The following is a 23,661-nucleotide window of genomic DNA, read 5'->3' as shown; positions in this document are numbered from 1 at the left end:
ATTTCGTGCAGGATTGCGCGCGAGCCACACTGCTCCGCGGCGACGTGCCTAGCCTGAGCGAGGCGGCCGCCCGGCCGTCGATCATCGTGGTGATAAGGAGTCTTGTGGACTTCGAGCAGCTCAGGGCACTTCGGCGAGAAGTGCACCGCAATCCGGAACCCGCGTTCGTGGAGATCGGGACAGCGGCCCGGATCAAACAGGCCATCGACGGCCTGCCGGTGCGTGTCCTGACCGGGAAGGACGCCCACGACCTCTCCTCTGTCGTGAACTACCCGTCACCACAAACGCTCGACGAGTGGGAGGCTCGCGCGGTCGCGTCCGGCGTTCCCGCCGAAAGCGCCAGGTACTTCCGGGAGAACGGCACCGCGATGGTCGTCGACCTGGCCGGCGACCGGCCGGGCCCGCGATGGGGCCTGCGGATCGACATCGACGCGCTGCCGATGCGCGAATCAGCCGACCCCGCGCACTTCCCGGTCGCGAACGGCTTCGCCGCGACGAACGGCGCGATGCACGCGTGCGGCCATGACGCGAACGTCGCCATGGGCGTGGGCCTGCTGCACCGTCTCGCGGACCGCGACTTCGCGGGCTCGCTGCGGATCCTGTTCCAGCCCGCGGAAGAGGGCGTACGGGGCGCGCAGACGATGATCGACGCCGGGGCCGCGGACCCGATCGACACCATGCTCGCCGTGCACATGGCCGGCGAGATGGCCATGGGCTCGGTCGTGGGCAGCTTCACCGGTGGCATGGCCACCCGCAAGCTGAAGGTCGACTTCACCGGCAGGGCCTCCCACGCCGCCGGTTCGCCGGAGACGGGCCGCAACGCGCTGCTCACCGCCGCCATGGCCGCACTGGGGATCATGGCGATCCCCCGCTTCAGCTCCGCGGACACCCGGCTCAACGTCGGCACGCTCGTCGCCGGTGACGGAGTGAACATCGTGCCGTCCTCGGCGGTGATGACCTGCGAGGCGCGCGCCACGGATGACGAGGTCGTCGACGAACTGGTGGACCGGATCCGGTCCGTCGTGGAAGGAGCCGCCCGCACGCAGGGCGTCGGGGCGGCGCTCGCCGTCATGGGCCAGTCGTCGACCGTGTCCCCCGATGACGAGGTGATCGACCGCATCGTCGAGGTGGCCGGCGCGCTGCCCGAGGTCGTGGAGGTGATCAGGACCCAGGCGTTCGCCGGGAGCGACGACGCGAACCTGCTCATCCGGCACGTGCAGCGACGCGGGGGCAAGGGCGCGTACCTGATGATCGGCGGCGGCAGCCCCGGGCCGCACCACAGTGCGGACTTCGACGTGGTGGAGGAGGCGATCCCGATCGGCATCGACATCCTCGCCTCACTGATCCGCCAGAATTGAGCGTCGCTTTCCTGACGTACGGGTCGTGCCGTCTGGCCCGCGGGCCCGGCGGCACGTGACCGAGTGCCGCCGCCCGGCGTGTGACAGTTGCGCCGACCCCCGGGAATCGGTCAAGATCAGTTCATCTGCGCACGGTTCTGGGCAGAAAGCGCAATCTTGACATCCGTCTTAAGCGGCAATCTTTATCTGGAATGTTAGGAGATGCCGCTTTAAGGCGTGACAGCGCGACGAGACGCCAGGACACTCAGCTTAGCGACATATGGGCGACAAAAGAGGAGAAGATGTCATGGCGGATGAATCCTTTGACAACGATCCCGCGCTCCCCTCCAAGATCGACGCCAGCAGGCCGCACCAGGCCCGGGTATGGAACTATTGGCTGGGCGGAAAGGACAACTACCCGGTAGATCGCGAGCACGCCGAGCAACTCCGGCAGATCTATCCGGGAATGGAGGACATCGCCCGCCACGCCCGCGCATTCCTGGGCCGCGCCGTCCGCTATCTGGCGGAGGACGCCGGCATCCGGCAGTTCCTGGACATCGGCACCGGGCTGCCGACGGTCGACAACACCCATGAGGTCGCCCAGCGGGTGGATCCGTCCTGCCGCATCGTCTATGTCGACAACGATCCCCTGGTGCTGGTGCACGCTCAGGCGCTCCTGGCCAGCGACCCTCGGGGCGCCTGCGACTACATCGAGGCCGATGTACGCGAGCCGGCCACCATCCTGGAGTTCGCGGCCAAGACGCTGGACTTCAGCAAGCCGACCGCGCTCATGCTCCTCGGCGTGATGGGCACGATCTTCGACGACGACCAGGCGCACGCGCTGACGCGGCAGTTGCTGGACGCTCTGCCGTCGGGCAGCTTCCTGGTGTTCGAAGACGGTACGAACACCATCAAACCCGACGCGGCCGCGGAGGCCGGACGGCTCCACAACGAGGAGCAGTCCTACTCCTACCGCCTGCGCACCCCGGACGAGATCGCCCGGTTCTTCGACGGCCTGGAGCTGGTGGATCCGGGCGTCGTCTCCGTCTCCCGATGGCGGGTGGAGTCCTCGGTGTTCGGCGTGCCCGACGAGGTGGACGCGTTCTGCGGGGTGGCCCTCAAACCGTAGCCCTACAGGGTGTCGTCGATCTCCTTGATGATCCCGTCGATGATCGCCGGGGTCGCGGCCGACGGCTGCGCGTGGATGCCCAGCTCGTCCATCAGGTGCTGGTACGGGTGCACGTCGGATGCCCTGGTGAGATATTGCGCGCTGGCGATCTGCTCGAGGTAGACCACGTCGTCGAGTTCGGCCTGGGCGAAGCGCAGCATGGTGATGGGGCCGACCCCGCCGATGTGACCGCAGTAGGTGAACGGAAGCACCTGGATGGTGACGTGCGGGAGCTTCGCCATCTCCTTGAGGTGCTCGAGTTGCCCGCGCATCGTGGCGCCGTCTCCGACCCGGCGGCGCAGGGCCGCCTCGTCCAGCACCACCCAGAGCTTGGGCGACATGGGCCGCGAGAGAAGCCGGCGGCGGCGCATCCGGAGCGCGAGCCGGCGCTCGATCTCCTCGGGCGGGCAGCCCTGGTGACCGCAGGTGATCACCGCGCGGGCGTAGTCCTCGGTCTGGAGCAGGCCAGGGACATACTGGACCTCGTACGTACGGATCATCGCCGCGTCCTGCTCCAGCCCGAGGTAGTCCTCGAACCAGTCGGGCACCACGTCGCGATATTCGTGCCACCAGCCGGGCGCGTTGGCCTGCTTGGTCAGCGAGAGCACGGCCTCGCGCTCGGCCTCCTCGACCACGCCGTAGAGGGTGAGCAGATCGGCCACGTCGCGTAGCTTGAAGCTGGTCCGCCCGCATTCCAGGCGGCTGATTTTGGAATGCGAACCCCGGATGGCGTATCCCGCGGCTTCCCGTGTGATCTCCCGCGACTCGCGCAGCCGGCGTAGTTGCCGCCCCACCAATATCCGCAGCGCTGTCGGCCCGGACTGACGAGTCTCCCAACCCGAAATTTCGGTCAGGTCGTCAATATTCCGAGCATTCGGCATATACGCTCCTAGGTCGGAAACTATGGCATCTGACGCACCGACAATCCTGCCACGCTAGCCAGCTCCACCGCCACGAGCCACGTTAATAGCGGAAATACCAGGTCACGGGATGGGCACAACGCCTGACCGCCGTCTGGCTGCCGTCTGACCGCGGCCTGACCGCCGCCTGACCGCTTCTGGTCTGGTTCCGATCGGGCGATAGCATTCGGGCCGGGAACGGAGTTCGCGTGAAAGTCATCATCTTCGGCGCCACCGGCATGGTCGGGCAGGGCGTACTCCGGGAATGCCTGGCCGACGACCGGGTGGAGGCCGTGCTCACGGTCGGCCGCACACCCACCGGGCGTACCCATGACAAGCTGCGCGAGCTCGTCCACCCGGACCTGCTCGACCTCACGCCGATCGAGGCCGAGCTGTTCGGCTACGACGCGTGCTTCTTCTGCCTCGGCGTCTCCTCGGCGGGCATGAGCGAGAAGGACTACCGGCGCGTCACGTACGACTACACACTGGCGGCCGGTGAGACGCTGGCCAGGCTCAACCCAGGCTCGACGTTCGTCTACGTGTCCGGCGTGGGCACCGACGAGCACGGCCGGGCGATGTGGGCCCGGGTCAAGGGCCAGACCGAGAACGCGCTGCTGGCCCTGCCGCTGCAGGCGTACATGTTCCGGCCCGGCTACATCCAGCCCATGCACGGCGTCACCTCGCGGACGACCTGGTATCGGCTGGCGTACGTGGTGACGGCGCCCTTCTACCCGATCCTGCGGCTGCTCTTCCCCACGGCGGTGACCACGACCGAGCGGATCGGCCAGGCCATGATCACCGTGGCGGACCGCGGCGCGCCCAAGAGAGTGCTCGGGCCGCTGGAGATCAACGCCCTCCACGGCTGAGCCGCGCGGAATAACCTCGGACCAGCTGATGCTTGGATGGTTGTTGAACTTTCAATAGTAAGAGGTGACGAACGATATGCAGTTCGGGATCTTCAGCGTGGGCGACGTGACCATGGACCCCACCACCGGCAGGACGCCGACGGAGCATGAGCGCATCAAGGCGATGGTGGCCATCGCGGTCAAGGCCGAGGAGGTCGGGCTGGACGTGTTCGCGACCGGCGAGCATCACAACCCGCCGTTCGTGCCGTCCTCCCCCACCACCCTGCTGGGCTACATCGCGGCCAAGACCGAGCGGCTCACGCTGTCCACGGCCACGACGCTGATCACGACCAACGACCCGGTCAAGATCGCCGAGGACTTCGCGATGCTGCAGCACCTGGCCGACGGCCGGGTCGACCTGATGCTGGGCCGGGGCAACACCGGGCCCGTCTACCCGTGGTTCGGGCAGGACATCCGGGAGGGCATCCCGCTGGCCGTCGAGAACTACGCGCTCCTCCACCGGCTCTGGCGCGAGGACGTCGTCGACTGGGAGGGCCGCTTCCGCACGCCGCTGCAGGGCTTCACCGCCACGCCACGGCCGCTGAACGGGGTGCCGCCCTTCGTCTGGCACGGCTCGATCCGCAGCCCGGAGATCGCCGAGCAGGCCGCCTATTACGGTGACGGGTTCTTCGCCAACAACATCTTCTGGCCGAAGGAGCACTTTATCCGCCTGATCACCCTCTACCGCCAGCGGTACGCCCATTACGGGCACGGCACGCCCGAGCAGGCCATCGTGGGGCTCGGCGGGCAGGTGTTCATGCGGAAGAACTCGCAGGACGCGGTGCGCGAGTTCCGCCCGTACTTCGACAACGCCCCCGTGTACGGGCACGGCCCGTCGCTGGAGGAGTTCACCGAGGAGACGCCGCTCACGGTGGGCAGCCCGCAGCAGGTCATCGACCGGACGCTGACGTTCCGGGAGTCGTTCGGCGACTACCAGCGGCAGCTGTTCCTGATGGACCACGCGGGGCTGCCGCTGAAGACGGTCCTGGAGCAGCTCGACATCCTCGGGGAGGAGGTCGTGCCGGTGCTGCGGCGGGAGTTCGCGGCGAACCGGCCGGCCGGGGTGCCCGACGGTCCCGTCCACACCACCCGCGACCGCCTGACCGCCTGAGTGCGTGACTGCGTGACCTGGAGAAGATCGGAGGAGTGTTCATGAAGCTCGTCGTCGTCACGGCGGGTCTGACCCAACCATCGTCCACCCGCCTGCTCGCCGACCGCCTGACCGAGGCGACCGTGAGGCGGCTCGCCGACCGGCCCGCCGAGGCGGCCATGGGACGACTCGGCGACCGGCCGACCGAGGCGGCCGAGGCGGCCGAGGCGGCCGAGGCGGCCGAGGCGGCCGAGGCGGCCGAGGGACGGCTCGGCGACCGGCTGGCTGACGCGATCGTGCAGCGGCCGGGCGATCGGGCGGCGGGGTGGAGCGATGAGGGCGCGCCTGAGGTGCGGGTGATCGAGTTGCGTGATCTCGCCGTCGACATCGCGAACAACTTCGTCACCGGCTTCCCCGGCGCCCGGCTGCGCGAGGCGATCGAGGCGGTGACGGAGGCCGACGGCCTGATCGCGGTCACGCCCGTCTTCAGTGCCTCCTACAGCGGCCTGTTCAAGTCGTTCTTCGACGTCATGGACCCCGCCTCGCTGGTGGGCAAGCCGACGCTCATCGCGGCAACCGGCGGTACGCCTCGTCACTCGCTGGTATTGGAGCACGCGCTGCGGCCGCTGTTCGCGTACCTGAGGGCCATGGTGATGCCGACCGCCGTCTACGCGGCGTCGGAGGACTGGGGCGGCGGGGGTGACGACTTCGCGGACGGCCTGGCGGAGCGGATCGACCGCGCCGCGACCGAACTGGCCGACCTGCTGCGCAACCGTACGCCGGCATCCGCGACGGAGGCGGAGGTCGTACCGTTCGAGCAGCAACTAGCCGCGCTACGCCGATAAGGGGCCCAATTTCACAACAAAAGCCCCGAATGTTGACTCCTGTGAGTATGGTTCGTTAGGAAGCTTTCCTAACGAAGAGCAGGAGATCACGTTGCTCCGAACCACTCTCGTCACACTGGTCACCTTAGCCACCACTCTCGCGCTCACGGGCACCAGCCAGGCGGCGGTCGACCTCACCGATCCGCACAAGAAGGACATCGCCATGCAGCTGGTGTCCAGTGCCGAGAACTCCACGCTCGACTGGAAGTCCCAGTACGGCTACATCGAGGACATCGACGACGGCCGCGGCTACACGGCCGGGATCATCGGGTTCTGCTCCGGAACCAGCGACATGCTGGCCCTCGTCGAGCTCTACACCAACCGCAAGCCGGGCAACGTCCTGGCCAAGTACCTCCCCGCCCTCCGCAAGGTCAACGGCAGCGACTCGCACGCGGGCCTCGACCCGAACTTCACCAAGGACTGGAAGACCGCCGCCAAGGACACCGCCTTCCAGACGGCGCAGAACGACGAGCGCGACCGCGTCTACTTCAACCCGGCGGTCAGCCAGGCCAAGACGGACGGACTGCGGGCGCTGGGCCAGTTCATCTACTACGACGCGATCGTCATGCACGGCCCCGGCAGCGACAAGCTCAGCTTCGGCGGCATCAGGAAGACCGCGATGTCCAAGGCCAAGACCCCCACGCAGGGCGGCAACGAGACGACGTACCTCAACGCGTTCCTGGACGCCCGCAAGGCCGCGATGAAGGCCGAGGAGGCGCACGAGGACACCACCCGCGTCGACACCGAGCAGCGGGTCTTCCTCAAGAACGGCAACCTCGACCTGAACCCGCCGCTGACCTGGAAGGTGTACGGCGACAGCTACACGATCAAGAGCTAATAGACGTCCGGCCGGCGCCTCTGCCACGCTCTGACCATGACGCATGCTGGGACGATCTTATTGACAGGGGCGACGGGCGGCATCGGCTCGGCCGTCGCCACGACGCTGCTGGACGCGGGCTACCGGGTCCTGGCCCTGGTCCGCGACCCAGCCCGCCTGAGCGAGCTCGCCGCCTCCGGCGAGCTCGCCACGTCGGGCGGACGCGGCGCCGTGGGCGGACGCGGCGCCGTGGAGCGGTCGGCCGGGCCTGGTGCCATGGACGAGGTCACCGGCCCTGGCAGCACGGGCCGGACCGCTGGCTCTGGCGTGGGTCGGACCGCTGACCCTGGCGGCGCGGACCCGACCCCCGGCCCTGGCAGCGCAGGTCGGGCCGCTGGCCCTGGCAGCGCGGATCAGACCGCCGGGCCTGATGCCATGGATGGGATCGCGGGACTGGGCGAGATCACCCCGGTAGCAGCGAATCTTCCGTGGCCGGAGATCATGACTCCGGCCGTCCCCTCCACCGCCGTCGCCGCTGCCGGTAGGGCCCCCGGAGCGGCCATCCCCGCCGATGCCGCACCCCCCGATGTCACGCCCGCCGAAATCGGGCCCAGCACCGTCACTTACATCGATGTCACGCCCACCGGTGTCACGCCCGGCAGTCTGATCGCCATCGTGGCGGACCTGGCCAGGCCAGAGACGCTGGCCGCCGCGCTGCCGCCCATCGGGGAGTTAAACGGGTTCGTACACTGCGCGGCCATCGCCGAGGTGACGACGACCGCGGACAGCACGGTGGAGCTGTGGCGCGACACGTTGAACGTCAATGTCGCCTCGGCCGCCGAGCTGCTGCGCCTCCTCCTGCCCGCCCTGCGCAGAAGCCGCGGCCGAGTGGTCCTCATCAACGCCGCACCCGGCCTGAGCCCCAACGGCTGGCCCGCCTACGCGGCCAGCAAGGCGGCACTGCGCGAGCTGGGCGACGCCGTACGGGGCGAGGAACACCCTCATGGCATCCGCGTCACCACGATCTACCCGGGCGCCACGGCCACCGAGCTGTTGCGCAAGGTCCGGACCGGCTTCGGCTCGCCGTACGACCCCGACCGGTGCCTGCCCCCGGCCGCGGTCGCGTCCCTGGTCCTGACAGCCCTCACCGCCCCACCGGAAGCCCACCTCACAGAGCTCTCCGTCCTCCCGGGCCACTGACCATTCACGGCCCTCCATGGCAATCACGGCCCACTGACACTCAAGGGCACGACCGTCGGGGGGCGGAGCGGCCAGCGGGCGGAGCGGCCAGCGGGCGGAGCGGCCAGCGGGCGGAGCGGCCAGCGGGCGGACGGAGCGGCCGGCGGCCAGCGAGGGAACGGCAGCCCCACTGACCCTCAGGGCCCAGCTGCACCGACCCTCACAGCCACGCGCCACTGACCCTCAGGGCCAGTCCACGCCCGGATCCGTCCTGGCCCACTGACCGGCAGGCCGGGTTCGGCGACTTAGACCACCAGCTCGGGGTCGGCCACCTCGACCGTCAGCCCAGGGGGCAGGCCCGTCACCTGGACTCCGCCTGACCGGTCGATCGACACGGTGACGTCGGCGCCCGCCACCCGCAGGCCGCGTACCGTGACCGCGCCGAGCGGGGCTCCCGCCAGCGGACGCACCAGGACCTTGCCGCCCGGTACGTCCGGATACAGGCCCACAGCCGCGTGCAGCAGAGTCACCGCGGCGGCGGCCGACCACGCCTGGGGGCGGCAGGCGGCCGGGTAGGCCACCGGGCGGCCGACCACGTCCCGGTCGTCGCCCGCGTGGAGCTCGGGCAGGCGGTAGTCGAAGCCCTCCGCCGCCGTCAGCAGGCCCCGCGCCAGCTCCGCCGCCAGCCGGCCATGACCGGTCCTGGCGAGTCCGGCGATGACGATGGCGGTGTCGTGCGACCAGACGGACCCGCAGTGGTAGGACATCGGGCTGAACGCGCCGTCGTCCGCCGACATCGTCCGCAGCCCGAAGGCGCCGGACATCGCCGGGGTGCCCAGCAGCTCCGCCACCCTCGCCTCCTCCCCCGGCGACAGCAGTCCCGTGCCGAGGAGGTGGCCGATGTTGCTGGTCAGCGAGTCGACCGGCCGTTTGTCGCGGTCGAGGGCCAGCGCGGGATAGCCGTTCTCCCAGCCCGCGACCGACGCCGGATAACCGCTCCCCCGGTCAGTGGCAGGTGCGGGATAACCACTCGCCCCACCCACGGCAGAGGCAGGATGTCCGTTCCCCCGATCGGTGACCGGCGCGGCGGGGTGGGTGACCCAGAAGCGGGCGCGGAAGCGGTCGGCCATCGTGCCCGCGTAGTCCAGCCACCGCTCAGCCCCCTCCCGCCCGAACGCCGTGAGCAGCGCGGCCCCCTGCTGGGCGGCGGCGCAGGCGTACCCCTGGACCTCCGTCAGGGCGATGGGCGGCTCCGCCTGGCGGCCGTCGCGGAAGCGGACCGCGTCGCCCGAGTCCTTCCACCCCTGGTTGGCCAGGCCGTGGCCGGTCGAGTCGATGTACTCCAGGAAGCCGTCCCCGTCCGGGTCCGCGTGGTCGCCGAGCCAGCCGAGCGCCGCCTCCAGGGCCGGGAGCAGGGGCTCGATCTGGGCGGCGGGCATGCCCCAGCGCCAGGCGTCGTACAGGAGGCCGATCCAGAGCGGGGTGGCGTCGATGGTGCCGTAGTAGGCGGCGGACAGGCGCAGGCCGCCGCCGCTGTGCTCGTGGCGGCGCAGCTCGTGCATGATCTTGCCGGGCGCCTCACCGGTGGCCGGGTCGACGTGGCTGCCCTGCCGTCTGGCCAGTACGCGCAGAGTGCTCGCCGCCAGGTCGGTGCCCAGAGGCAGCAGCATCCTGGCGGCCCAGAGGCTGTCCCGCCCGAACAGCGTCAGGAACCACGGCACCCCCGCCCCCAGGAACGTATCCTCCGGCTCCCCGGGCTCGGCCAGCCTGAGGGAGCGCAGGTCTTCGAGCGAGCGCGCCGCCAGCCGTACGAGCCGGGTGTCGTCGGCCGTCACCTCGGGGACGCTCCACTCCAGCGGCTTGGCCGGCGCGGTCACCACCGCCTCGGGGTCGTCGATCACGACGGCCCACCGCAGTGCGACGCGCTCACCGGGCGCCAGCGCGACCTCCCACCGAAACCGCCCTTCGGCCTGCGGTTCAGCCGTGGCGTTCTCGGCGGTCGCCCGTACGTGGATGCCGCCGGACCGCCACTCCAGGCAAGCGCCACCGGCAGACGAGGCGGGCGTGGCGGTGGCCGGCGGGGCGCTGCCGCCGGCCTTCACCAGCTCGATCGGGGCGAAGTCGCAGCTCAGGTCGACGGTGACGGTGGCCGTCACCGGGCGGGTGGCGGTGGAGGCGATCTCGATGAGCTCCGCCATCCGTCCGGGGGCGACCTCGCGCGTACGGTCGACGCGGACCGTGGGGTCCGCGATCGGGTCGCCCAGCCAGCGGACCAGCGACACGAACCTGGTACGGCCGGCGGCCTGCACCGCGTACCCCACCGCCTCCGGTTCCCTGCCGTCCACGGCCAGCTTCACCTGCGACAACGCCCGCGCGTCCGCGTGGAAGAGGCCCTGCACCCCGGCCGCCCTGATCTGCCCGTCAGCCCCGCTCAGCGCGGTCGTCGGTGCCAGGACGGTGCTGACGAGGTCGTGCAGCAGCGGTTGCAGGCGGTGCGTGGTTTGGTCGAGCACGAGCGGCCCCCAAAATCTTGACAGGCGAATCGTCCAAGGGAGATAGTGCGTAACACTCCGTTTACTTGAACGATCCAATCCTGCCATACCGCTATTTGAACGTTCAAACCCTTAGAAAGCGACATGATGCCCGAAAAGGTGACGATCGCCGACGTCGCGCGGCGTGCCAACGTCTCCCGGCAGACCGTCTCGAACGTCCTGAACTCCCCCGACCTCGTCCGCGAGGAGACACGTGAGCGTGTAAGGCAGGCGGTCGAGGAGCTCGGCTACCGGGTGAACCAGGCGGCGCGCCGCATGCGGACCGGCCGGTCGCGGCTCCTGGCCGTACGGATCGAGCAGACCCAGGATGGCATGAACGTGTTCGACCGGTTCCTGCACGGGCTGACCGAGTCGGCGGCCAAGGCGGGATATCGGGTGATCCTCTACTCGGCCGACGATGACCGGTCGGAGATCGCCACGTTCGACGACCTGCTCGGGGCGTACGAACCGGATGCGTTCGTCCTGACCGGTACCCATTACGGCGATGTGCGCACCTCGTGGCTGGCCGAGCGGGGGCTGGCGTTCGTCACGTTCGGGCGGCCGTGGGGCATGCCGGAGGGCGGCGACCATCCGTGGGTGGACGTGGACGGCGCCGCCGGGACGGCCGCCGCCACCCGGCACCTGCTCGACGCGGGTCACCGGCGGATCGGGTTCATCGGCTGGCCCGAGGGCTCCGGCGTCGGCGACGACCGCAGGAGCGGCTGGGTCCGGGCACTCGGCGAAGATGCCGAAGACAGCGAGGCGGGCGTCCTGGAGCGGCGGACCGATGGGTCGGCGGCCGAGGGTGAAGCGGCGGCGCGGGAGCTGATCGCGGCCGGCGCCACCGCCCTGGTGTGCGTGAGCGACTCCGTCGCCCTGGGCGCCATGCAGGCCGGGCCGGTGCCCGTGATCGGGTTCGACGACACGCCCGTGGCGGCCGCGATCGGCCTGACCAGCCTGAGCCAGCCACTCTCGGAGGCCGCCGTGCGCTGTGTCCGCGTGCTGACCCGCCTCCTCGAAGACGACAGCCCGGACAAGCCGGATCACGTCCTGCTGCGACCCTCCCTGGTCATCCGGCGTACCGCGTGAAAGGAAACGTCATGAAACACCTCCCCCTGGCGGCACTCGGCGTACTGGCGCTGGCCGCGACCGCCTGCGGCAGCGGCTTCGAGGACAAGCCGTCGGCCGCGCCGCAGAGCAGCGGCCCCGCCTCGCTGCGGATCCTCATCGCCTCCTCCGGCGACCCGGAGACGACGGCGGTCAAGCAGGCGGCGGACGCGTGGGCGAAGGCGAGCGGCAACCAGGCCACGGTCACCCCGGCGCAGGACATCCACCAGCAGCTCGGCCAGGCGTTCGCGGGCGGCAACCCGCCCGACGTCTTCTACGTGGACGCCTCGCGGTTCGCCGACTACGCCAGTGTCGGCGCGCTGGAGCCGTACGGGGACAAGATCTCGAACCCGGACGACTTCTACCCGAGCCTGCGCACCACCTTCACCCGCGACGGCACATTCTACTGCGCGCCGAAGGACTTCTCCACGCTGGCGCTGATCGTCAACGACGGCCTGTGGAAGAAGGCGGGCCTGGCGGCGTCCGACGTACCGACCACGTGGGAACAGCTCACCGAGGCGGCCGGCAAACTCAAGGCCAAGGGCATCACCCCGCTGGCGATCAGCGACACCCGCGACCGGATCGGCGCGTTCATGGTGCAGGCGGGCGGCTGGATCACCAGCGCCGACGGCAAGCAGGCCACCGGCGACAGCCCGGAGAACCTCAAGGCCCTGGAGTACGTCAAGACCCTGCTCAAGGACAAGCTGGCCCAGTACCCCAAGCAGCTCGGCGCGTCGTGGGCCGGTGAGGCGTTCGGCAAGGGCAAGGCCGCGATGACGATCGAGGGCAACTGGATCAAGGGCGCGCTGAAGGCCGACTACCCCGACATCCAGTACACGGCCCACCCGCTGCCCGCCGGCGCCAAGCAGGGCACGCTGTCGTTCACGAACTGCTGGGGCATCGCGGCCAAGAGCGCCAGCAAGACGGCCGCGATCGCCTTCGTCGAGGCGATGACCAAGGCCGACCAGCAGCTCGCGTTCGCCAAGGCTTTCGGGGTCATGCCGTCGCGGCAGTCGGCCAAGGACGCCTACGTCAAGGAGTTCCCCGCGGACACGGCGTTCGTCGACGGCGCCGCCTACGCCCAGGGCCCGGTGAACGCCGCCAAGATGGACAGCGTCCTGGCCGACTTCGACGCCGGGCTCCAGCAGCTCACCTCGCAGGACCCGAAGGCGCTGCTGGCCAGGCTGCGGAAGAACACGCAGTCCGCGCTGGGCGACTGATGCGCCGCAGCCGCGCCAGGGAAGACGTGACGGGGTGGCTGTTCGTCGCGCCGGTCGTGGCGATTCTCGGAGTGTTCCTGCTGCTGCCGATCCTGATGGCGATGTGGGTCAGCCTCACCTCGTGGAACGGCCAGGGCAGCCCGTTCAAGAGCGGTGTGCCGTTCGTCGGGCTGGAGAACTACGGCCGGCTGTTCACCCGGGACGACCTGGCCCGCGAGAACTTCATGATCAGCGTCCGGAACAACGCCTACTACGTGGCGATCGTCGTACCCCTGCAGACGGTGCTGGCGCTGGGCCTGGCCCTGATCGTGAACAGCCGCCTGCTCAAGGGCAAGTCGTTCTTCAGGAGCGCGTTCTACTTCCCGTCGGTCACCAGCTCGGTGGCGATCAGCGTGGTGTTCCTGTTCATCTTCAGCAACTCCGGGGCGCTCACGCAGTTGCTCGGCTTCTTCGACATCCAGGGGCCGCAGTGGTTCTCCGACGCCAGAGGGGTCATCCACCTGCTGCTCGGCATGGACACGCCACCGGCGGCCCTGGCCGGGGCGGGGCCGTTCGGCCTGTCGTGGTGGGAGTGGCTGTCGGGGCCGAGCGTGGCGATGTGCGCGATCATCGCGCTGGTCGTGTGGACGACGTCGGGCACGTTCATGCTGATGTTCCTGGCGGCGTTGCAGGACATCCCGGTGACGCTGGAGGAGGCGGCCGTGCTCGACGGGGCGGGGCGGTGGCAGCGCTTCCGGTACGTGACGCTGCCGCTGCTCAGGCCGACGATGTTCCTGGTGCTGACGCTCGGGATGATCGGGAGCTGGCAGGTGTTCGACCAGATCTACGTCATGAGCCAGGGGGCTCCGGCCAAGACCACGCTGACCCCGGCGTTCCTGTCGTACCGGACGGCGTTCCGGGACTTCGACTATGGGGCGGGGACGGCGATCTCGTTCGTGCTGTTCCTCATCATCGTGCTGCTGACCCTGTTCCAGCGGCGCGTGATGCGGGAGAGGAGGGTCTGAGATGCGCAAGCTCGCGAGCACCTTCACCGGCTACTCGATCCTGATCTTCTTCGCGCTGGTGTTCATCTATCCGTTCGTGATCCAGATCGCGAACTCGTTCAAGACCGAGCCGGACGCGGCCGCCTCGCCGCTCTCGCCCATCCCGCACCCGGGGACGCTGGCGGGGTTCGAGCGGGTGTTCAGCGGCACCGACATGCCGGTGTGGCTGGGCAACTCGGTGCTGGTGACGATCGTGTTGACGGCCGGGCGGGTGTTCCTGGACTCGATGGCCGGGTACGCGCTGTCCAGGCTGCGCTTTCGCGGACGGTCGGCGCTGTTCGGGGCGGTCATCGCGGTGATGGCCGTGCCGGGCGGCGTCCTCTTTATCCCGAAATTTCTGGTCCTCAATCAGTTGGGGATGTATGACAGCTATCTGGCGTTGATCCTGCCGGTCCTCGTGGACGCGGCGGGGGTGTTCATCATGAAGCAGTTCTTCGACTCGATCCCGGCGGGGGTGGAGGAGGCGGCCCGGATCGACGGGGCGGGCGCGTTCCGCATGTTCTGGTCGGTAGTGCTGCCGATGGCCCGGCCGGCGCTGATCACGCTGACGATCATCTCGTTCCAGGGTGCGTGGAACGAGTTCCCCCACACGCTGGTGGCCGTCCAGGACCCGGCCTTGTTCACCCTGCCCCGAGGGCTGGCCGACCTGGTCAGCGGGTCGCTGGGGGGCGGCACGCAGTATCCGCTCAAGCTGGGGGCGGCCCTGCTCGCCACGATCCCGGTGGCGGTGATCTTCGTGATATTCCAGCGCAGGTTCGTCCGCGGCGCCAACGAGGGCAGCGACAAGGGCTAGCCGAAATGCTCCCTCCCGTCTTCCCATACTTCGCCGGACGATATATCGTCGTCCGTATGGTTAAACGATCATTAGTGATGAGCGAGCCCACGTACTTCGTGCTCGCCGCCCTGCTGGACGGGCCTTCGCACGGCTACGGGATCATCAAGCTGGCCGAGGAGCAGTCCGGTGGGCGGGTGCGGCTCGCCGTCGGCACCCTCTACGGCGCGCTCGACCGGTTGGCGGGCGACGGGCTGATCGCCGTGGACCGCGAGGAGACCGTCCAGGGCCGCCCCCGCCGCTACTACCGGCTGACCGAGGACGGACGCATGGCCGTCACGCGGGAGGCGGCGCGGATGGAGCAGGCCGCCCGCGTCGTCACAGGACGGATCGCGCCGGCGACGGGGATGGCACGGGCATGAGCGAGACGTTCACCGAAAGCTGGTACCGGCTGTTCCTGCGCGCCTTCCCGTCCGGTCACCGTGCCGAATACGGCGCCGAGATCCTCGGCACGTTGATGAACGACTCACCGCGCCGCGTCCCCTCGCCGCGAGAGACGGCCGCCCTCGTCACGGCGGGCTTCGCCGCCAGGGCCCGCAAGGCGGGACTGGCACCCTGGTGGGCCGACGGCGTGCATCTCGGCCTCCTGGCGCTGGCCCTGGCGAATCTGGCGTACAACATCGCCGACCACGCCTCCCCGTGGTGGCTGGCCCTTTCGGCGGTGCTGGTGGTCGCGCTGCTGCGCGGCTGGGCGCTGGCGGCACTGCCTGTGGCCTTGGCCGTCGCGCTCTCGACCGGCCGGGCCATGGTGTTCGGGGCCGAGGCGACGGGATGGGCGCCGTTCTTCGGCCCGGCGTACCACAACTGGGTCTCGCTGACGCCCTACGGCCTGCTGGCAGCCGGGGCCCTGATCCTTGCGGCGCGCCGATCACGGGACCTGCGCACGCGGCCGTGGTGGTGGCTGGCGATCCCGGCGGCCGCCATCGTCCTCACCTACGCGCCCAATTTCGTCGAGTACGGCGAAACCTGGCAGCTGCTCAGGGCGGCGACGGAAGGCGTCCTGCTCCTGGCCGGACTGTGGGCCACCACCGTCGCGCGTAGCCCACGCTGGGCGTTGGCGGCGGCGATCTACGTCCTGCCGGGCCTGGCGTCCGCGCTCACCAACCCGCCTTCGAGCGTGCGGTACATGGCTTACTGGTCGGTTCTCGCGGGTCTTCTGCTGATCACGACCGCGACGGGATGGCGGCGCGCGGCCAGAACCTGAAGGGCCGACCTCGGTGGCGTCACTGACGGTCGTACTCGTCGTGGCGGCGCCACCAGAAGCCGCTCTCGTTGCGGCCGAGTGGCGCGCGGTCGAGCCACTGGTACATGCCCCAGAGACCGTCCACCCCCCGCTCGTACGTCGAGTAGGTGTGATAGACGACGCCATCCTCGAGCACGAACGCGCTCATACCGGGCCCTTGTTGCCGGTACGTCGGCCAGTTCGTGCCAACGCTCGACGCGAACTGGGCGTGGAAGGGATTCTCCTCGCCTGACTCCGACGGCCGAACCTCCATCGAGCGGAAGTTGTACTCGACGGCTCCCGACTGCCACTCCTCCTTGGTGTGCGTCACCCGGAAGTCGTAGTTGAAGTCACTTTCGTACGAGGAGGCCCAGGGGAAGCTCCAGCCCATCCGCTGCTTGTACGCCCGCAGTTTCGCGAGCGGGGCCTGCGACACCGCGCAGAGCGTGACGTCGTGGTTCGCGAGGTGGACGACGGAGCCGTTGAAGCCGTCCGCGATCGCCGAGCAGGACGGACACCCCGCCTGGTAGTCAGGCCCGAACATGAAGTGATAAATGAGCAGCTGCGAGCGTCCCTCGAAGAGATCGACGAGGGACGCCGTGCCCTGATCGGTCTCGAAGTGGTACTCCTTGTCGATCCGGACCCAGGGCAGCTCCTGTCGCTGCCGCGCCACTTGGTCGCTCTGCCGCGTCAGGGCCTTCTCGGCCTCGAGCAGCTCCAGGCGGGCCGCGAGCCACTCTTCACGCGTTCCGGTCTTGTGGTCGGTCATTGTCTTCTCCTTCTTGCCGTATCACGTCACGGGCACCTACCGCCCTCACGTACCCAGATGCCGTCTGAGCGCGTCGAGGCTGGAGTCCCAGTCACGGGCCAGCGCGGCGAGAAACTGCTGCGCGACCTGGATGGGACCCGACTGGAGCCGGTAGCGGACGCGACGCCGCTCGCCCGGCTCGGCGATGACCAGCCCGGCCTCGGCGAGCAAGCCGAGGTGTTTGGCGATCGCCTGCCGGGTGATCGGCAGGCCGGCCGCCAGGTCCGTCGCCGTGGCCGGCCCGTGGGACGCGAGCGCGGCCAGGATGCTCCGCCGGCTGGGATCGGCCAGCGCGGCGAAGACCTCTTCCGCGACGGCCTCCGGCTCACGCGCGGGCATCGAGGTATTCGACGAGCTCGCCCAGCTCGCTCTGCCATCCCTTGACGTTGCCGCCGTACGCGCCGGAGTAAAGGTCGTCGGGCAGCTGCGCGAAGCCGGACTCGACCACGGTGAGCCGGGTCCCTTCGGCCTCCGGCTCAAGGGTGAACTCGACATAGGTACGGCGCGGATCGTCGGCCGGCAGGCCGTTGATGCCCCAGGTGTAGCCGAACACGTGCGGCGGTTCGAGGCGCTCGATGCGCAGGTAGGCGTTGTGTCCGCCCTCGAAGGTCAGCTGGGCGAGGCCGCCGACACGCAGGTCGACGGTTGCCTTGTGGCCGAACCACGTGCCCAGCCCCTCAGCCGTCGTGATCGCCTCCCACACCTTCGCGGGCGGGTGGGCGACGCTGACGCTGCGCTCGATCCGATCGGGAAAACCCATGACAGACCTCTATTTGTTGCAACCATTCGGTTGCCATAAACCTATAGCAACCATTTGGTTGCGTCAAGGCTGCCCGCCGGCGGTCCTTCGTCGCCTGCTATGAAGGTCGGCGTGACCCTTGTTACGACTCGTGCAGGTACGGTCCGTGGCGTCGATCTCGGCGCTGTGCTCGTCTGGCAGGGCATCCCCTATACCGCTCCCCCCGTGGGCCAGCTCCGGTTGCGGCCACCGCGGCCGCCGGTGCCCTGGCAGGGGGTGCGGGATGCCACCGCGCCGGGAAACGCGGCCATGCAATCCGTCCTGCCCGGCCTGCCGGCGCCGGCCATGGACGAGGACTGCCTGTGCGCGAACGTGGCGGCACCTCCCCCGGACGGCCGGTTGAGACCGGTGCTCGTGTGGGTGCACGGAGGTGGCTATTTCACCGGCAGCGGCATCGACATGTACGGCGATGGGGCGCTCTTCGCACGCACTCATGATCTCGTCGTGGTCAGCTTCAACTACCGGCTGGGCAGCCTGGGCTTCCTCGACATCGGCGACTCCTCAGGCGTGTCGGGGCTGCTCGACCAGGTTCAGGCGCTGCGCTGGGTACGGGAGAACATCGCCGCGTTCGGCGGCGACCCGGAACGGGTGACCGTGTACGGGCTGTCCGCCGGTGCCAAAAGCGTGGCCAACCTGCTGGCCACCCCGCTCACCCGCGGACTGATCCACCGGGCCGCCTCCAGCAGCGGCGGCGGTGACCACGTCGCCACCCCGGCGCAGGCCAAGGCCGTGACCGTACGGTTCCTGCGGGAACTCGGCGTCGGCGCCGACCGGGTGCGCGAGGTACCCGCCGCCGAGATGCTCGCGGCGCAGGACGCCATCGCCACGGGGGCGAAGGCACTCTGGATCTGGCGGCCGGCCATCGACGGGACCGTACTGGCCGGGCGGCCCATCGACGCCATCGCCGCGGGCGCCGCCGCCGGTATCCCACTGCTCGCGCAGACCTGCGGCAACGAGGGTGGCACCTTCCACATGCTGGACGCCAGCACGGCCGCGCAGGCGCCGAGGGTGCTGGCCGAGCTGTTCGGCGCAGCCGAGGCGGACAAGATGCTGGCCGCCTACCACGAGAGCCGGCCGGGCCTCGACGACACCGCGCTCGGCCTGGCCGTCCTGAGCGACGAACGGTACGGCATACCCACGACCCGGCTGGCCGAGGCGCAGGCGCGACACGCCCCGGTGTGGCGATCCCGCTACGACGGCCCCTTTCCCGGAGTGCCCGGCACGACTCCCCTGGGCAGGCTGCTGCGGGGCGGACACGGCGCGGACGGGCCGATGATCTGGCAGTCGATCCCCCTCACCGACCCCGCCGACCAGGCGCTGTCGGCGGAACTGCACGACACCTGGGGACGCTTCGCCCGCGGCGACACACCCGGCTGGGCACCGTACGACACCGAACATCGCCAGACCATGATCTTCGACACCGGCCGGAGCCGGGTCGAGCCCGATCCACGCCCGATCGAACGCCGCGCCTGGAACGACCGCACCTGGCCCTCAGGCACCTGGTGGCACCTCGACGGCCTCACCTGAGACGGCCTCGACCGAAGGCCCGGCAGCGCGGGCCCCGCTATCGATGTCACCGGGGGCGGAGGATGGGGTGTGCGGTTCGGCGATCGGCCCGGATTCACGGCCACCACCGGATCTCCGTGTCACCCGGCCGAGCGGCTTGGCGTGGGCGGGGGTCATGTCCGCATGACGGACGCGAGGAGCGCCAGCTTGTCGGCGCTGTCGGTGCCGGGGTCCGGGTGGAGGACGACGAGTGTCTGGCCTGTCGCGCCGCTGACACCCAGTCTCTCCCGGTTCAGCCACAAGCCACCGACCTGGGGGTGGTCGATGCGCTTGGGGGTGCCTTCGCACGTGTTCACGTCGTGGCGGGCCCAGAGCCTGCTGAAGCGAGGGCTGGCGAGGGAGAGCTCGCCGACGAGTTCGATGAATCGGGGGTCGTCCGTGTCGGTGCCGACGGACTCGCGGAAGCCGGCGACCATGCCCTGCGCGGCGTCCTCCCAGTCCGGGTAGAGGGCCTGCTCGGCGGGGTCGAGGAACGCGTCCCGCAGGCGGTTGCGCCCCGCCACGAGTCGCGGCGACAGAGCGGTCGCCAGCGCGTTGGCGGCGAGGACGTCGAAGTAGCGGCCCTCCACGTACGCGGGGAGCGGAAGCGTGACGACGAGCTTGGCGACGCCCGCGGGGACGGTCTCCTTCCGGGGCCGCCGCCGTCGCCGCCGGGGTTTTCCCGCTCCGAGGCATAGCAGGTAGGCCGTCGCGTCGTCGTCGAGCAGCAGCGCGCGGGCGAGGGACTCGAGGACCTGCGCCGAGGGGTTGCGGTCGCGGCCCTGCTCCAGGCGCAGGTAGTAGTCGGCACTGATGCCGGCGAGCATCGCGACCTCCTCCCGGCGCAGGCCCGGCACGCGCCGGACGCCCACAGAGGGGATGCCGGCCTGTTCAGGAGTGACGAGCTCCCGGCGGGCGCGTACGTAATCGCCCAGAAGGTGGAATTCATCGCTCATGTCCCCACGGTAGTTCGCGCGCCCTCGTACGTGCCTGGTCCTGTCACCCCCAGGATCGCGGGGGCTCTGGCCCCGTCGGCGGGTGGGCGGAAACCTCGCTTCCGGTACGAACACCGGTGACATCGGCCGGTTGTCCCTTCCGCGAGCAAGGAGCTACACCATGTCAACATATTTGCTGGTACACGGGGCCTGGCACAGCGGTCAATGCTGGGAGCGGGTGGTCCCGTTGCTGGCATCGGCCGGGCATCGGGTGCTCGCGCCGTCGCTGACCGGCCTCGGCGACAAGGTACATCTGCGCGGCCCCGAGGTAGGGCTGGACACGCACGTCGACGACATCGTCAGGCTGATCACCGAGGAGGACCTCACCAACGTGATCCTGGTGGGCCACAGCTACGCCGGGCTGGTCATCTCGTCCGCCGCCAACCGGATCCCGGATCGGATCGCCCATCTGGTCTATCTCGACGCGATGGTCCCGGAGGACGGCGAGAGCGCGATGGATGTGCATCCCATGACCCGGGCCCTCATCGACCGCGCCGCGGAGTCCGAGGCCGGCTGGCGGATCCCGCCGATGCCCGAGTTGCCGCCGCCCCTGGGCCTGTTCGGGGTCACCGACCCGGCGGACGTGGCGTGGCTGCGGACGATGTTGTCGGATCAGCCGGTGCTCTGCTTCCGGCAACCGGTCCACCTGGACAACCCAGCCGTGCGCACGATTGCGCGGACGCACATCCACTGCGTCGCCGACGTACCGGAGGGCATCGAACGGCGGCCCGTCCCAGCGGTACAGCCCAACGGCAGCCCGGCACAGGTATGGGAACTGGAGACGGGCCACGACTGCATGATCACCATGCCGGCCGAGCTCACCGATCTGCTGCTCAAGCTCGGCTGACCCGCCCACCCGAGCCGCGCGGGCCGCTTCCGGCGCCCCCGCGGCTCGGTGGCGGGCCACCGAACGGATGAGCGATGGCAGGGAAGACCTGCCTGTGAGGTCCGCGTGCTTGGTCAAGGACGGAAGTCGTCGGCGTGGTCTCGCGCCCATTCCGCGAAGGTCTGGGCGGGCCGCCCGGTGAGCCTTTCGACGATGACGGAGATCTCGGGGGCGGCCTTGGCGCCCGCCTCCCACGCGCCCATGATCGCCTGCACCCCCATCGCGGGCATGGTCCTGCCCAGGTCGGCCCGCGCCTGCTCGGGCGTCACCACCTCGATCGGAATCTCCTTGCCGATGGCCGCCCCGATGTGCCCGACCTGCTCGCGCAGGGTGAGCGCCTGCGGTCCGTACAACGTGTACGCCTGCCGCCCGTGCCCCGGCTCGGTCAGCGCCATCACCGCCATCGCGGCCATGTCCAGCTCGCTGACGGGAGCCGTCAGAGCGTCCGGGTACGGCAACCGCACGGCCTCCCCTGCCTTGATGGCCCTCGTCCACCACCAGCGGGTGTTGGTCGCGAACATCCCGGGCCGGATGAAGGTCCAGGACAGCCCGGACTCCTCCAGGGCCGACTCCACGACCCGATGGTCGCGCGCGATCGGATTGCGGTCGGCGCCAGGCTGGACGACCGACGCGGACGAGAGCAGCACCACCTGCCGCACCCCGGCCGAACGCGCGGCCGCCACGAACGCCTCGATGCCCGCGGGTTTGGCGTAGAGAAACACCTGCTGCGCGCCCTCCAGCGCGGCGGGCAACGTTTCCGGCACATCCAGATCCGCCGCCACGTGGGAGGCGTCCGGCGTTCTGCTCGTCAGCCGGACCGGCACCCTCGAAGCGGTCAGACCTGCGGCGACATGGCGGCCGACGTTACCCCGGGCGCCGAAGACAACCGTGACCATATGCAGGGACTCCCTTATTCCTCGGTGAGCAGTTTGACGAGCTGGGTGCGCAGGACCGTCCGGGTCTCGGGTGACAGCGGATCGCCGCCGAGGATGTCCCGGACGAACTGCGGCATCGTGATGGGCGCGAAGATGATCGCGTAGGCGGCCAGCAGGGCGAAGGCGGGGTCGAGCCCGGCGCGGATCTCGCCGTCCTCCTGGTGCCGACCGGTCTTGGCCACCGCCGCCGCCATCGCCTCCCGCTGCCGCTCCGCCTGCCGCCTGCCTTCCTCGGCGTCGGCGAACGGGCAGTCGCCCAGCGCCTGCCAGACCACGAGCCTGGCCCAGTCGGGCTGGTCGAGCGTGGCGTCGAGGTGCGCGCCGAGGGACTCGGCGAACGAGGCCCCGGCCGGGACGATCGTCGCCTGGGAGTCCCGCCACCGGCGCCGGAGCTCGTCGAGCAGCCCTTGCTTGCCGCCGAAGTAGTAGGAGATGAGCTGCTGGTTGACGCCGGCCCGCGCGGCGATGCCCGCCGTCCGGGCCCCGGAGTATCCCTTGGCCCCGAACTCGGCGACTGCGGCGGCGAGAATGCGCTCCCGCGTCCCCTCCGCCGCCTGCCCGCGCTCGTCCGGCCGCGCCTCCTTCGATGAAGCCATGCGGAACACTGTATCAACCAATCAATTGAATGAATAACCGGCCCGTCGGCACCACGGGAGCCGTCCCAGCCCACGGCCACGGCACAAATTCTTGTTTTCGCAGCTAGACCGCGTGTCAAGTGTCCCATCCTGTCCCACGGACGCCGCGTGCGACCTGGCCGCGGTGGTCAGATGAGTCCCGTCACCACGTACCGATCACCACACCCGGTCAACCCGATGAGAAAGGCAGTGAAAGGTCATGAGCCAGCACGTCAACGAGAATCTGCTCGGCGCTGAGAACATCGAGCGGCAGCCCCAGAGGCGCGGAGCGAGGTTCACGCTCAACGGCGCACTGTGGGCACTTCAAGGGTTGTTCGGCTTCTTCTTCGCCGGCAGCGGTTTCGGCAAAGTGCTGTTGTACGACGGAGCCCTGTATGCGGCAGCGCCCCGGGCCGTGGCTTGGTACGCCGCGGTGCCGCAGCCGCTGATCGTCTTCATCGGGGTCTGTGAGGTACTTGGCGGCGTCGGCCTGATCCTGCCGGCGATGACCGGCGTCAAACCGAAGCTGACGCCGCTCGCCGCAGCCGGCCTGACGCTGACGATGATCCTCGCGGCCGGCTTTCACATCATGCGCGGCGAATACGCGCTGGTGCCCGCGAATATCCTGCTGGGAGGCGTCTCGGCGTACATCGCGGTCGGCCGGTGGAAGCTGAGGCCCGTCGCGCCCGCGACCATCACCACCTCAGGCGTACTCAAGTCGCTCGCGGTCCTCGGCGCACTGGCCCTGCTGGGATTCGCGCCGACGTGGTACACGATGACCCACGCCGCATTCTGATCACTCCGTTCCGCACGCCGGCCGCCCCGGCCACCTCGCCCGGCCGGGC

General features: G+C 69.8%; 24 protein-coding genes. 16 read left to right on the top strand and 8 right to left on the bottom strand.

Going from position 1 to position 23,661, the window contains the following annotated elements:
- The first annotated feature begins 44 nt into the window (after positions 1–44).
- Entirely contained in the window at positions 45–1,358 is a 1,314-nt protein-coding gene (locus tag LDL49_RS36015) for an amidohydrolase (RefSeq protein WP_225298037.1), read from the top strand.
- Between the two features lie 286 nt (positions 1,359–1,644).
- Positions 1,645–2,466, top strand: coding sequence for an SAM-dependent methyltransferase (locus LDL49_RS36010; RefSeq protein WP_225298035.1), 822 nt, complete (start codon positions 1,645–1,647; stop codon positions 2,464–2,466).
- A 2-nt stretch (positions 2,467–2,468) separates the two neighbouring features.
- Here the strand turns inward: LDL49_RS36010 and LDL49_RS36005 are convergent, their stop codons facing one another.
- A complete protein-coding gene (locus tag LDL49_RS36005) occupies positions 2,469–3,386 on the bottom strand; it encodes a Sco1979 family transcriptional regulator (RefSeq protein ID WP_225298033.1) in 918 nt (305 codons plus the stop codon).
- A 227-nt stretch (positions 3,387–3,613) separates the two neighbouring features.
- Here LDL49_RS36005 and LDL49_RS36000 point away from each other — a divergent pair, with 227 nt between their 5' ends.
- From LDL49_RS36000 to LDL49_RS35980, 5 genes are all read left to right on the top strand, one after another.
- Positions 3,614–4,270, top strand: coding sequence for an NAD-dependent epimerase/dehydratase family protein (locus LDL49_RS36000; RefSeq protein ID WP_225298032.1), 657 nt, complete (start codon positions 3,614–3,616; stop codon positions 4,268–4,270).
- Positions 4,271–4,346: 76 nt separating this feature from the next.
- Positions 4,347–5,420 (top strand): LLM class flavin-dependent oxidoreductase, encoded by a 1,074-nt coding sequence (locus LDL49_RS35995; RefSeq protein WP_225298296.1) that lies wholly within the window; start codon positions 4,347–4,349, stop codon positions 5,418–5,420.
- A gap of 41 nt (positions 5,421–5,461) precedes the next feature.
- The gene (locus LDL49_RS35990; RefSeq protein ID WP_225298031.1) at positions 5,462–6,244 is read left to right on the top strand and encodes a CE1759 family FMN reductase; all 783 of its coding nucleotides are present in this window, start codon (positions 5,462–5,464) and stop codon (positions 6,242–6,244) included.
- A gap of 91 nt (positions 6,245–6,335) precedes the next feature.
- Positions 6,336–7,121 (top strand): chitosanase, encoded by a 786-nt coding sequence (locus tag LDL49_RS35985; protein ID WP_308016235.1) that lies wholly within the window; start codon positions 6,336–6,338, stop codon positions 7,119–7,121.
- A 36-nt stretch (positions 7,122–7,157) separates the two neighbouring features.
- Positions 7,158–8,300, top strand: coding sequence for an SDR family NAD(P)-dependent oxidoreductase (locus LDL49_RS35980; protein WP_225298029.1), 1,143 nt, complete (start codon positions 7,158–7,160; stop codon positions 8,298–8,300).
- A gap of 284 nt (positions 8,301–8,584) precedes the next feature.
- Here the strand turns inward: LDL49_RS35980 and LDL49_RS35975 are convergent, their stop codons facing one another.
- The gene (locus tag LDL49_RS35975; protein WP_225298027.1) at positions 8,585–10,792 is read right to left on the bottom strand and encodes an amylo-alpha-1,6-glucosidase; all 2,208 of its coding nucleotides are present in this window, start codon (positions 10,790–10,792) and stop codon (positions 8,585–8,587) included.
- Positions 10,793–10,915: 123 nt separating this feature from the next.
- Between LDL49_RS35975 and LDL49_RS35970 the strand changes: the two genes are divergently transcribed.
- The 6 genes from LDL49_RS35970 to LDL49_RS35945 all read left to right on the top strand — a co-directional run bounded on the left by LDL49_RS35970 (position 10,916) and on the right by LDL49_RS35945 (position 16,216).
- A complete protein-coding gene (locus LDL49_RS35970) occupies positions 10,916–11,899 on the top strand; it encodes a LacI family DNA-binding transcriptional regulator (protein ID WP_225298025.1) in 984 nt (327 codons plus the stop codon).
- A gap of 11 nt (positions 11,900–11,910) precedes the next feature.
- On the top strand, positions 11,911–13,137 hold the full coding sequence (locus LDL49_RS35965) for a sugar ABC transporter substrate-binding protein (RefSeq protein ID WP_225298023.1): 1,227 nt from the start codon (positions 11,911–11,913) through the stop codon (positions 13,135–13,137).
- Positions 13,137–14,141, top strand: coding sequence for a carbohydrate ABC transporter permease (locus tag LDL49_RS35960; protein WP_225298021.1), 1,005 nt, complete (start codon positions 13,137–13,139; stop codon positions 14,139–14,141). Before LDL49_RS35965 ends, LDL49_RS35960 begins: the two co-directional genes overlap by 1 nt.
- A 1-nt stretch (position 14,142) precedes the next feature.
- Complete coding sequence (locus LDL49_RS35955; protein ID WP_225298020.1) at positions 14,143–14,973, top strand: carbohydrate ABC transporter permease; 831 nt, start codon at positions 14,143–14,145, stop codon at positions 14,971–14,973.
- A gap of 77 nt (positions 14,974–15,050) precedes the next feature.
- Complete coding sequence (locus LDL49_RS35950) at positions 15,051–15,374, top strand: PadR family transcriptional regulator (protein WP_225298018.1); 324 nt, start codon at positions 15,051–15,053, stop codon at positions 15,372–15,374.
- Positions 15,371–16,216 (top strand): hypothetical protein, encoded by an 846-nt coding sequence (locus LDL49_RS35945; protein ID WP_225298016.1) that lies wholly within the window; start codon positions 15,371–15,373, stop codon positions 16,214–16,216. Before LDL49_RS35950 ends, LDL49_RS35945 begins: the two co-directional genes overlap by 4 nt.
- Before the next feature lie 19 nt (positions 16,217–16,235).
- Here the strand turns inward: LDL49_RS35945 and LDL49_RS35940 are convergent, their stop codons facing one another.
- Genes LDL49_RS35940 through LDL49_RS35930 form a run of 3 tightly spaced genes read right to left on the bottom strand, consistent with a single transcriptional unit; the run spans position 16,236 to position 17,802 of the window.
- The gene (locus tag LDL49_RS35940; protein ID WP_225298014.1) at positions 16,236–17,003 is read right to left on the bottom strand and encodes a DUF899 domain-containing protein; all 768 of its coding nucleotides are present in this window, start codon (positions 17,001–17,003) and stop codon (positions 16,236–16,238) included.
- A gap of 45 nt (positions 17,004–17,048) precedes the next feature.
- Positions 17,049–17,381: an ArsR/SmtB family transcription factor gene (locus LDL49_RS35935; RefSeq protein ID WP_225298011.1), complete on the bottom strand. Its 333-nt coding sequence runs from the start codon at positions 17,379–17,381 to the stop codon at positions 17,049–17,051.
- Positions 17,368–17,802 carry an SRPBCC domain-containing protein gene (locus tag LDL49_RS35930; RefSeq protein WP_225298010.1) on the bottom strand — a complete coding sequence of 145 codons (435 nt, stop codon included), beginning with the start codon at positions 17,800–17,802 and terminating at the stop codon, positions 17,368–17,370. The genes LDL49_RS35935 and LDL49_RS35930 overlap by 14 nt, the downstream gene beginning before the upstream one ends.
- Positions 17,803–17,913: 111 nt before the next feature.
- Here LDL49_RS35930 and LDL49_RS35925 point away from each other — a divergent pair, with 111 nt between their 5' ends.
- Positions 17,914–19,368, top strand: coding sequence for a carboxylesterase/lipase family protein (locus LDL49_RS35925; protein WP_225298008.1), 1,455 nt, complete (start codon positions 17,914–17,916; stop codon positions 19,366–19,368).
- A gap of 152 nt (positions 19,369–19,520) precedes the next feature.
- Here LDL49_RS35925 and LDL49_RS35920 read toward each other — a convergent pair whose 3' ends face one another.
- A complete protein-coding gene (locus tag LDL49_RS35920; protein ID WP_225298006.1) occupies positions 19,521–20,342 on the bottom strand; it encodes a helix-turn-helix domain-containing protein in 822 nt (273 codons plus the stop codon).
- A 160-nt stretch (positions 20,343–20,502) separates the two neighbouring features.
- Between LDL49_RS35920 and LDL49_RS35915 the strand changes: the two genes are divergently transcribed.
- Positions 20,503–21,228, top strand: coding sequence for an alpha/beta fold hydrolase (locus LDL49_RS35915; protein WP_225298003.1), 726 nt, complete (start codon positions 20,503–20,505; stop codon positions 21,226–21,228).
- A 113-nt stretch (positions 21,229–21,341) separates the two neighbouring features.
- Here LDL49_RS35915 and LDL49_RS35910 read toward each other — a convergent pair whose 3' ends face one another.
- Positions 21,342–22,163, bottom strand: coding sequence for an NAD(P)H-binding protein (locus tag LDL49_RS35910; protein ID WP_225298001.1), 822 nt, complete (start codon positions 22,161–22,163; stop codon positions 21,342–21,344).
- A gap of 14 nt (positions 22,164–22,177) precedes the next feature.
- Positions 22,178–22,798, bottom strand: coding sequence for a TetR/AcrR family transcriptional regulator (locus tag LDL49_RS35905; protein ID WP_225298000.1), 621 nt, complete (start codon positions 22,796–22,798; stop codon positions 22,178–22,180).
- 238 nt (positions 22,799–23,036) lie between these two features.
- On the opposite strand from LDL49_RS35905, the gene LDL49_RS35900 reads away from it, so the two are divergent.
- On the top strand, positions 23,037–23,612 hold the full coding sequence (locus LDL49_RS35900; protein ID WP_225297999.1) for a DoxX family protein: 576 nt from the start codon (positions 23,037–23,039) through the stop codon (positions 23,610–23,612).
- Positions 23,613–23,661 lie beyond the last annotated feature (49 nt).

Origin of the sequence: Nonomuraea aurantiaca, from assembly GCF_020215705.1 — a bacterium.
In the GTDB taxonomy this organism is placed as follows: Bacteria; Actinomycetota; Actinomycetes; order Streptosporangiales; family Streptosporangiaceae; genus Nonomuraea; species Nonomuraea aurantiaca.
The sequence above is the reverse complement of the archived record's forward strand: the minus strand, read 5'-3'. Positions and strand labels throughout refer to the sequence as shown.

Bases quoted from the DNA above. Each gene is read 5' to 3' on its own strand.
- LDL49_RS35915 (WP_225298003.1), top strand. From the start codon at position 20,503: ATGTCAACATATTTGCTGGTACACGGGGCCTGGCACAGCGGTCAATGC.
- LDL49_RS35965 (WP_225298023.1), top strand. From the start codon at position 11,911: ATGAAACACCTCCCCCTGGCGGCACTCGGCGTACTGGCGCTGGCCGCG.
- LDL49_RS35900 (WP_225297999.1), top strand. From the start codon at position 23,037: ATGAGCCAGCACGTCAACGAGAATCTGCTCGGCGCTGAGAACATCGAG.
- LDL49_RS35905 (WP_225298000.1), bottom strand. From the start codon at position 22,798: ATGGCTTCATCGAAGGAGGCGCGGCCGGACGAGCGCGGGCAGGCGGCG.
- LDL49_RS35910 (WP_225298001.1), bottom strand. From the start codon at position 22,163: ATGGTCACGGTTGTCTTCGGCGCCCGGGGTAACGTCGGCCGCCATGTC.
- LDL49_RS35930 (WP_225298010.1), bottom strand. From the start codon at position 17,802: ATGGGTTTTCCCGATCGGATCGAGCGCAGCGTCAGCGTCGCCCACCCG.
- LDL49_RS36010 (WP_225298035.1), top strand. From the start codon at position 1,645: ATGGCGGATGAATCCTTTGACAACGATCCCGCGCTCCCCTCCAAGATC.
- LDL49_RS35950 (WP_225298018.1), top strand. From the start codon at position 15,051: ATGAGCGAGCCCACGTACTTCGTGCTCGCCGCCCTGCTGGACGGGCCT.
- LDL49_RS35935 (WP_225298011.1), bottom strand. From the start codon at position 17,381: ATGCCCGCGCGTGAGCCGGAGGCCGTCGCGGAAGAGGTCTTCGCCGCG.
- LDL49_RS35920 (WP_225298006.1), bottom strand. From the start codon at position 20,342: ATGAGCGATGAATTCCACCTTCTGGGCGATTACGTACGCGCCCGCCGG.
- LDL49_RS35955 (WP_225298020.1), top strand. From the start codon at position 14,143: ATGCGCAAGCTCGCGAGCACCTTCACCGGCTACTCGATCCTGATCTTC.
- LDL49_RS35980 (WP_225298029.1), top strand. From the start codon at position 7,158: ATGACGCATGCTGGGACGATCTTATTGACAGGGGCGACGGGCGGCATC.
- LDL49_RS35970 (WP_225298025.1), top strand. From the start codon at position 10,916: ATGATGCCCGAAAAGGTGACGATCGCCGACGTCGCGCGGCGTGCCAAC.
- LDL49_RS35995 (WP_225298296.1), top strand. From the start codon at position 4,347: ATGCAGTTCGGGATCTTCAGCGTGGGCGACGTGACCATGGACCCCACC.
- LDL49_RS35990 (WP_225298031.1), top strand. From the start codon at position 5,462: ATGAAGCTCGTCGTCGTCACGGCGGGTCTGACCCAACCATCGTCCACC.
- LDL49_RS35940 (WP_225298014.1), bottom strand. From the start codon at position 17,003: ATGACCGACCACAAGACCGGAACGCGTGAAGAGTGGCTCGCGGCCCGC.
- LDL49_RS35960 (WP_225298021.1), top strand. From the start codon at position 13,137: ATGCGCCGCAGCCGCGCCAGGGAAGACGTGACGGGGTGGCTGTTCGTC.
- LDL49_RS36005 (WP_225298033.1), bottom strand. From the start codon at position 3,386: ATGCCGAATGCTCGGAATATTGACGACCTGACCGAAATTTCGGGTTGG.
- LDL49_RS35945 (WP_225298016.1), top strand. From the start codon at position 15,371: ATGAGCGAGACGTTCACCGAAAGCTGGTACCGGCTGTTCCTGCGCGCC.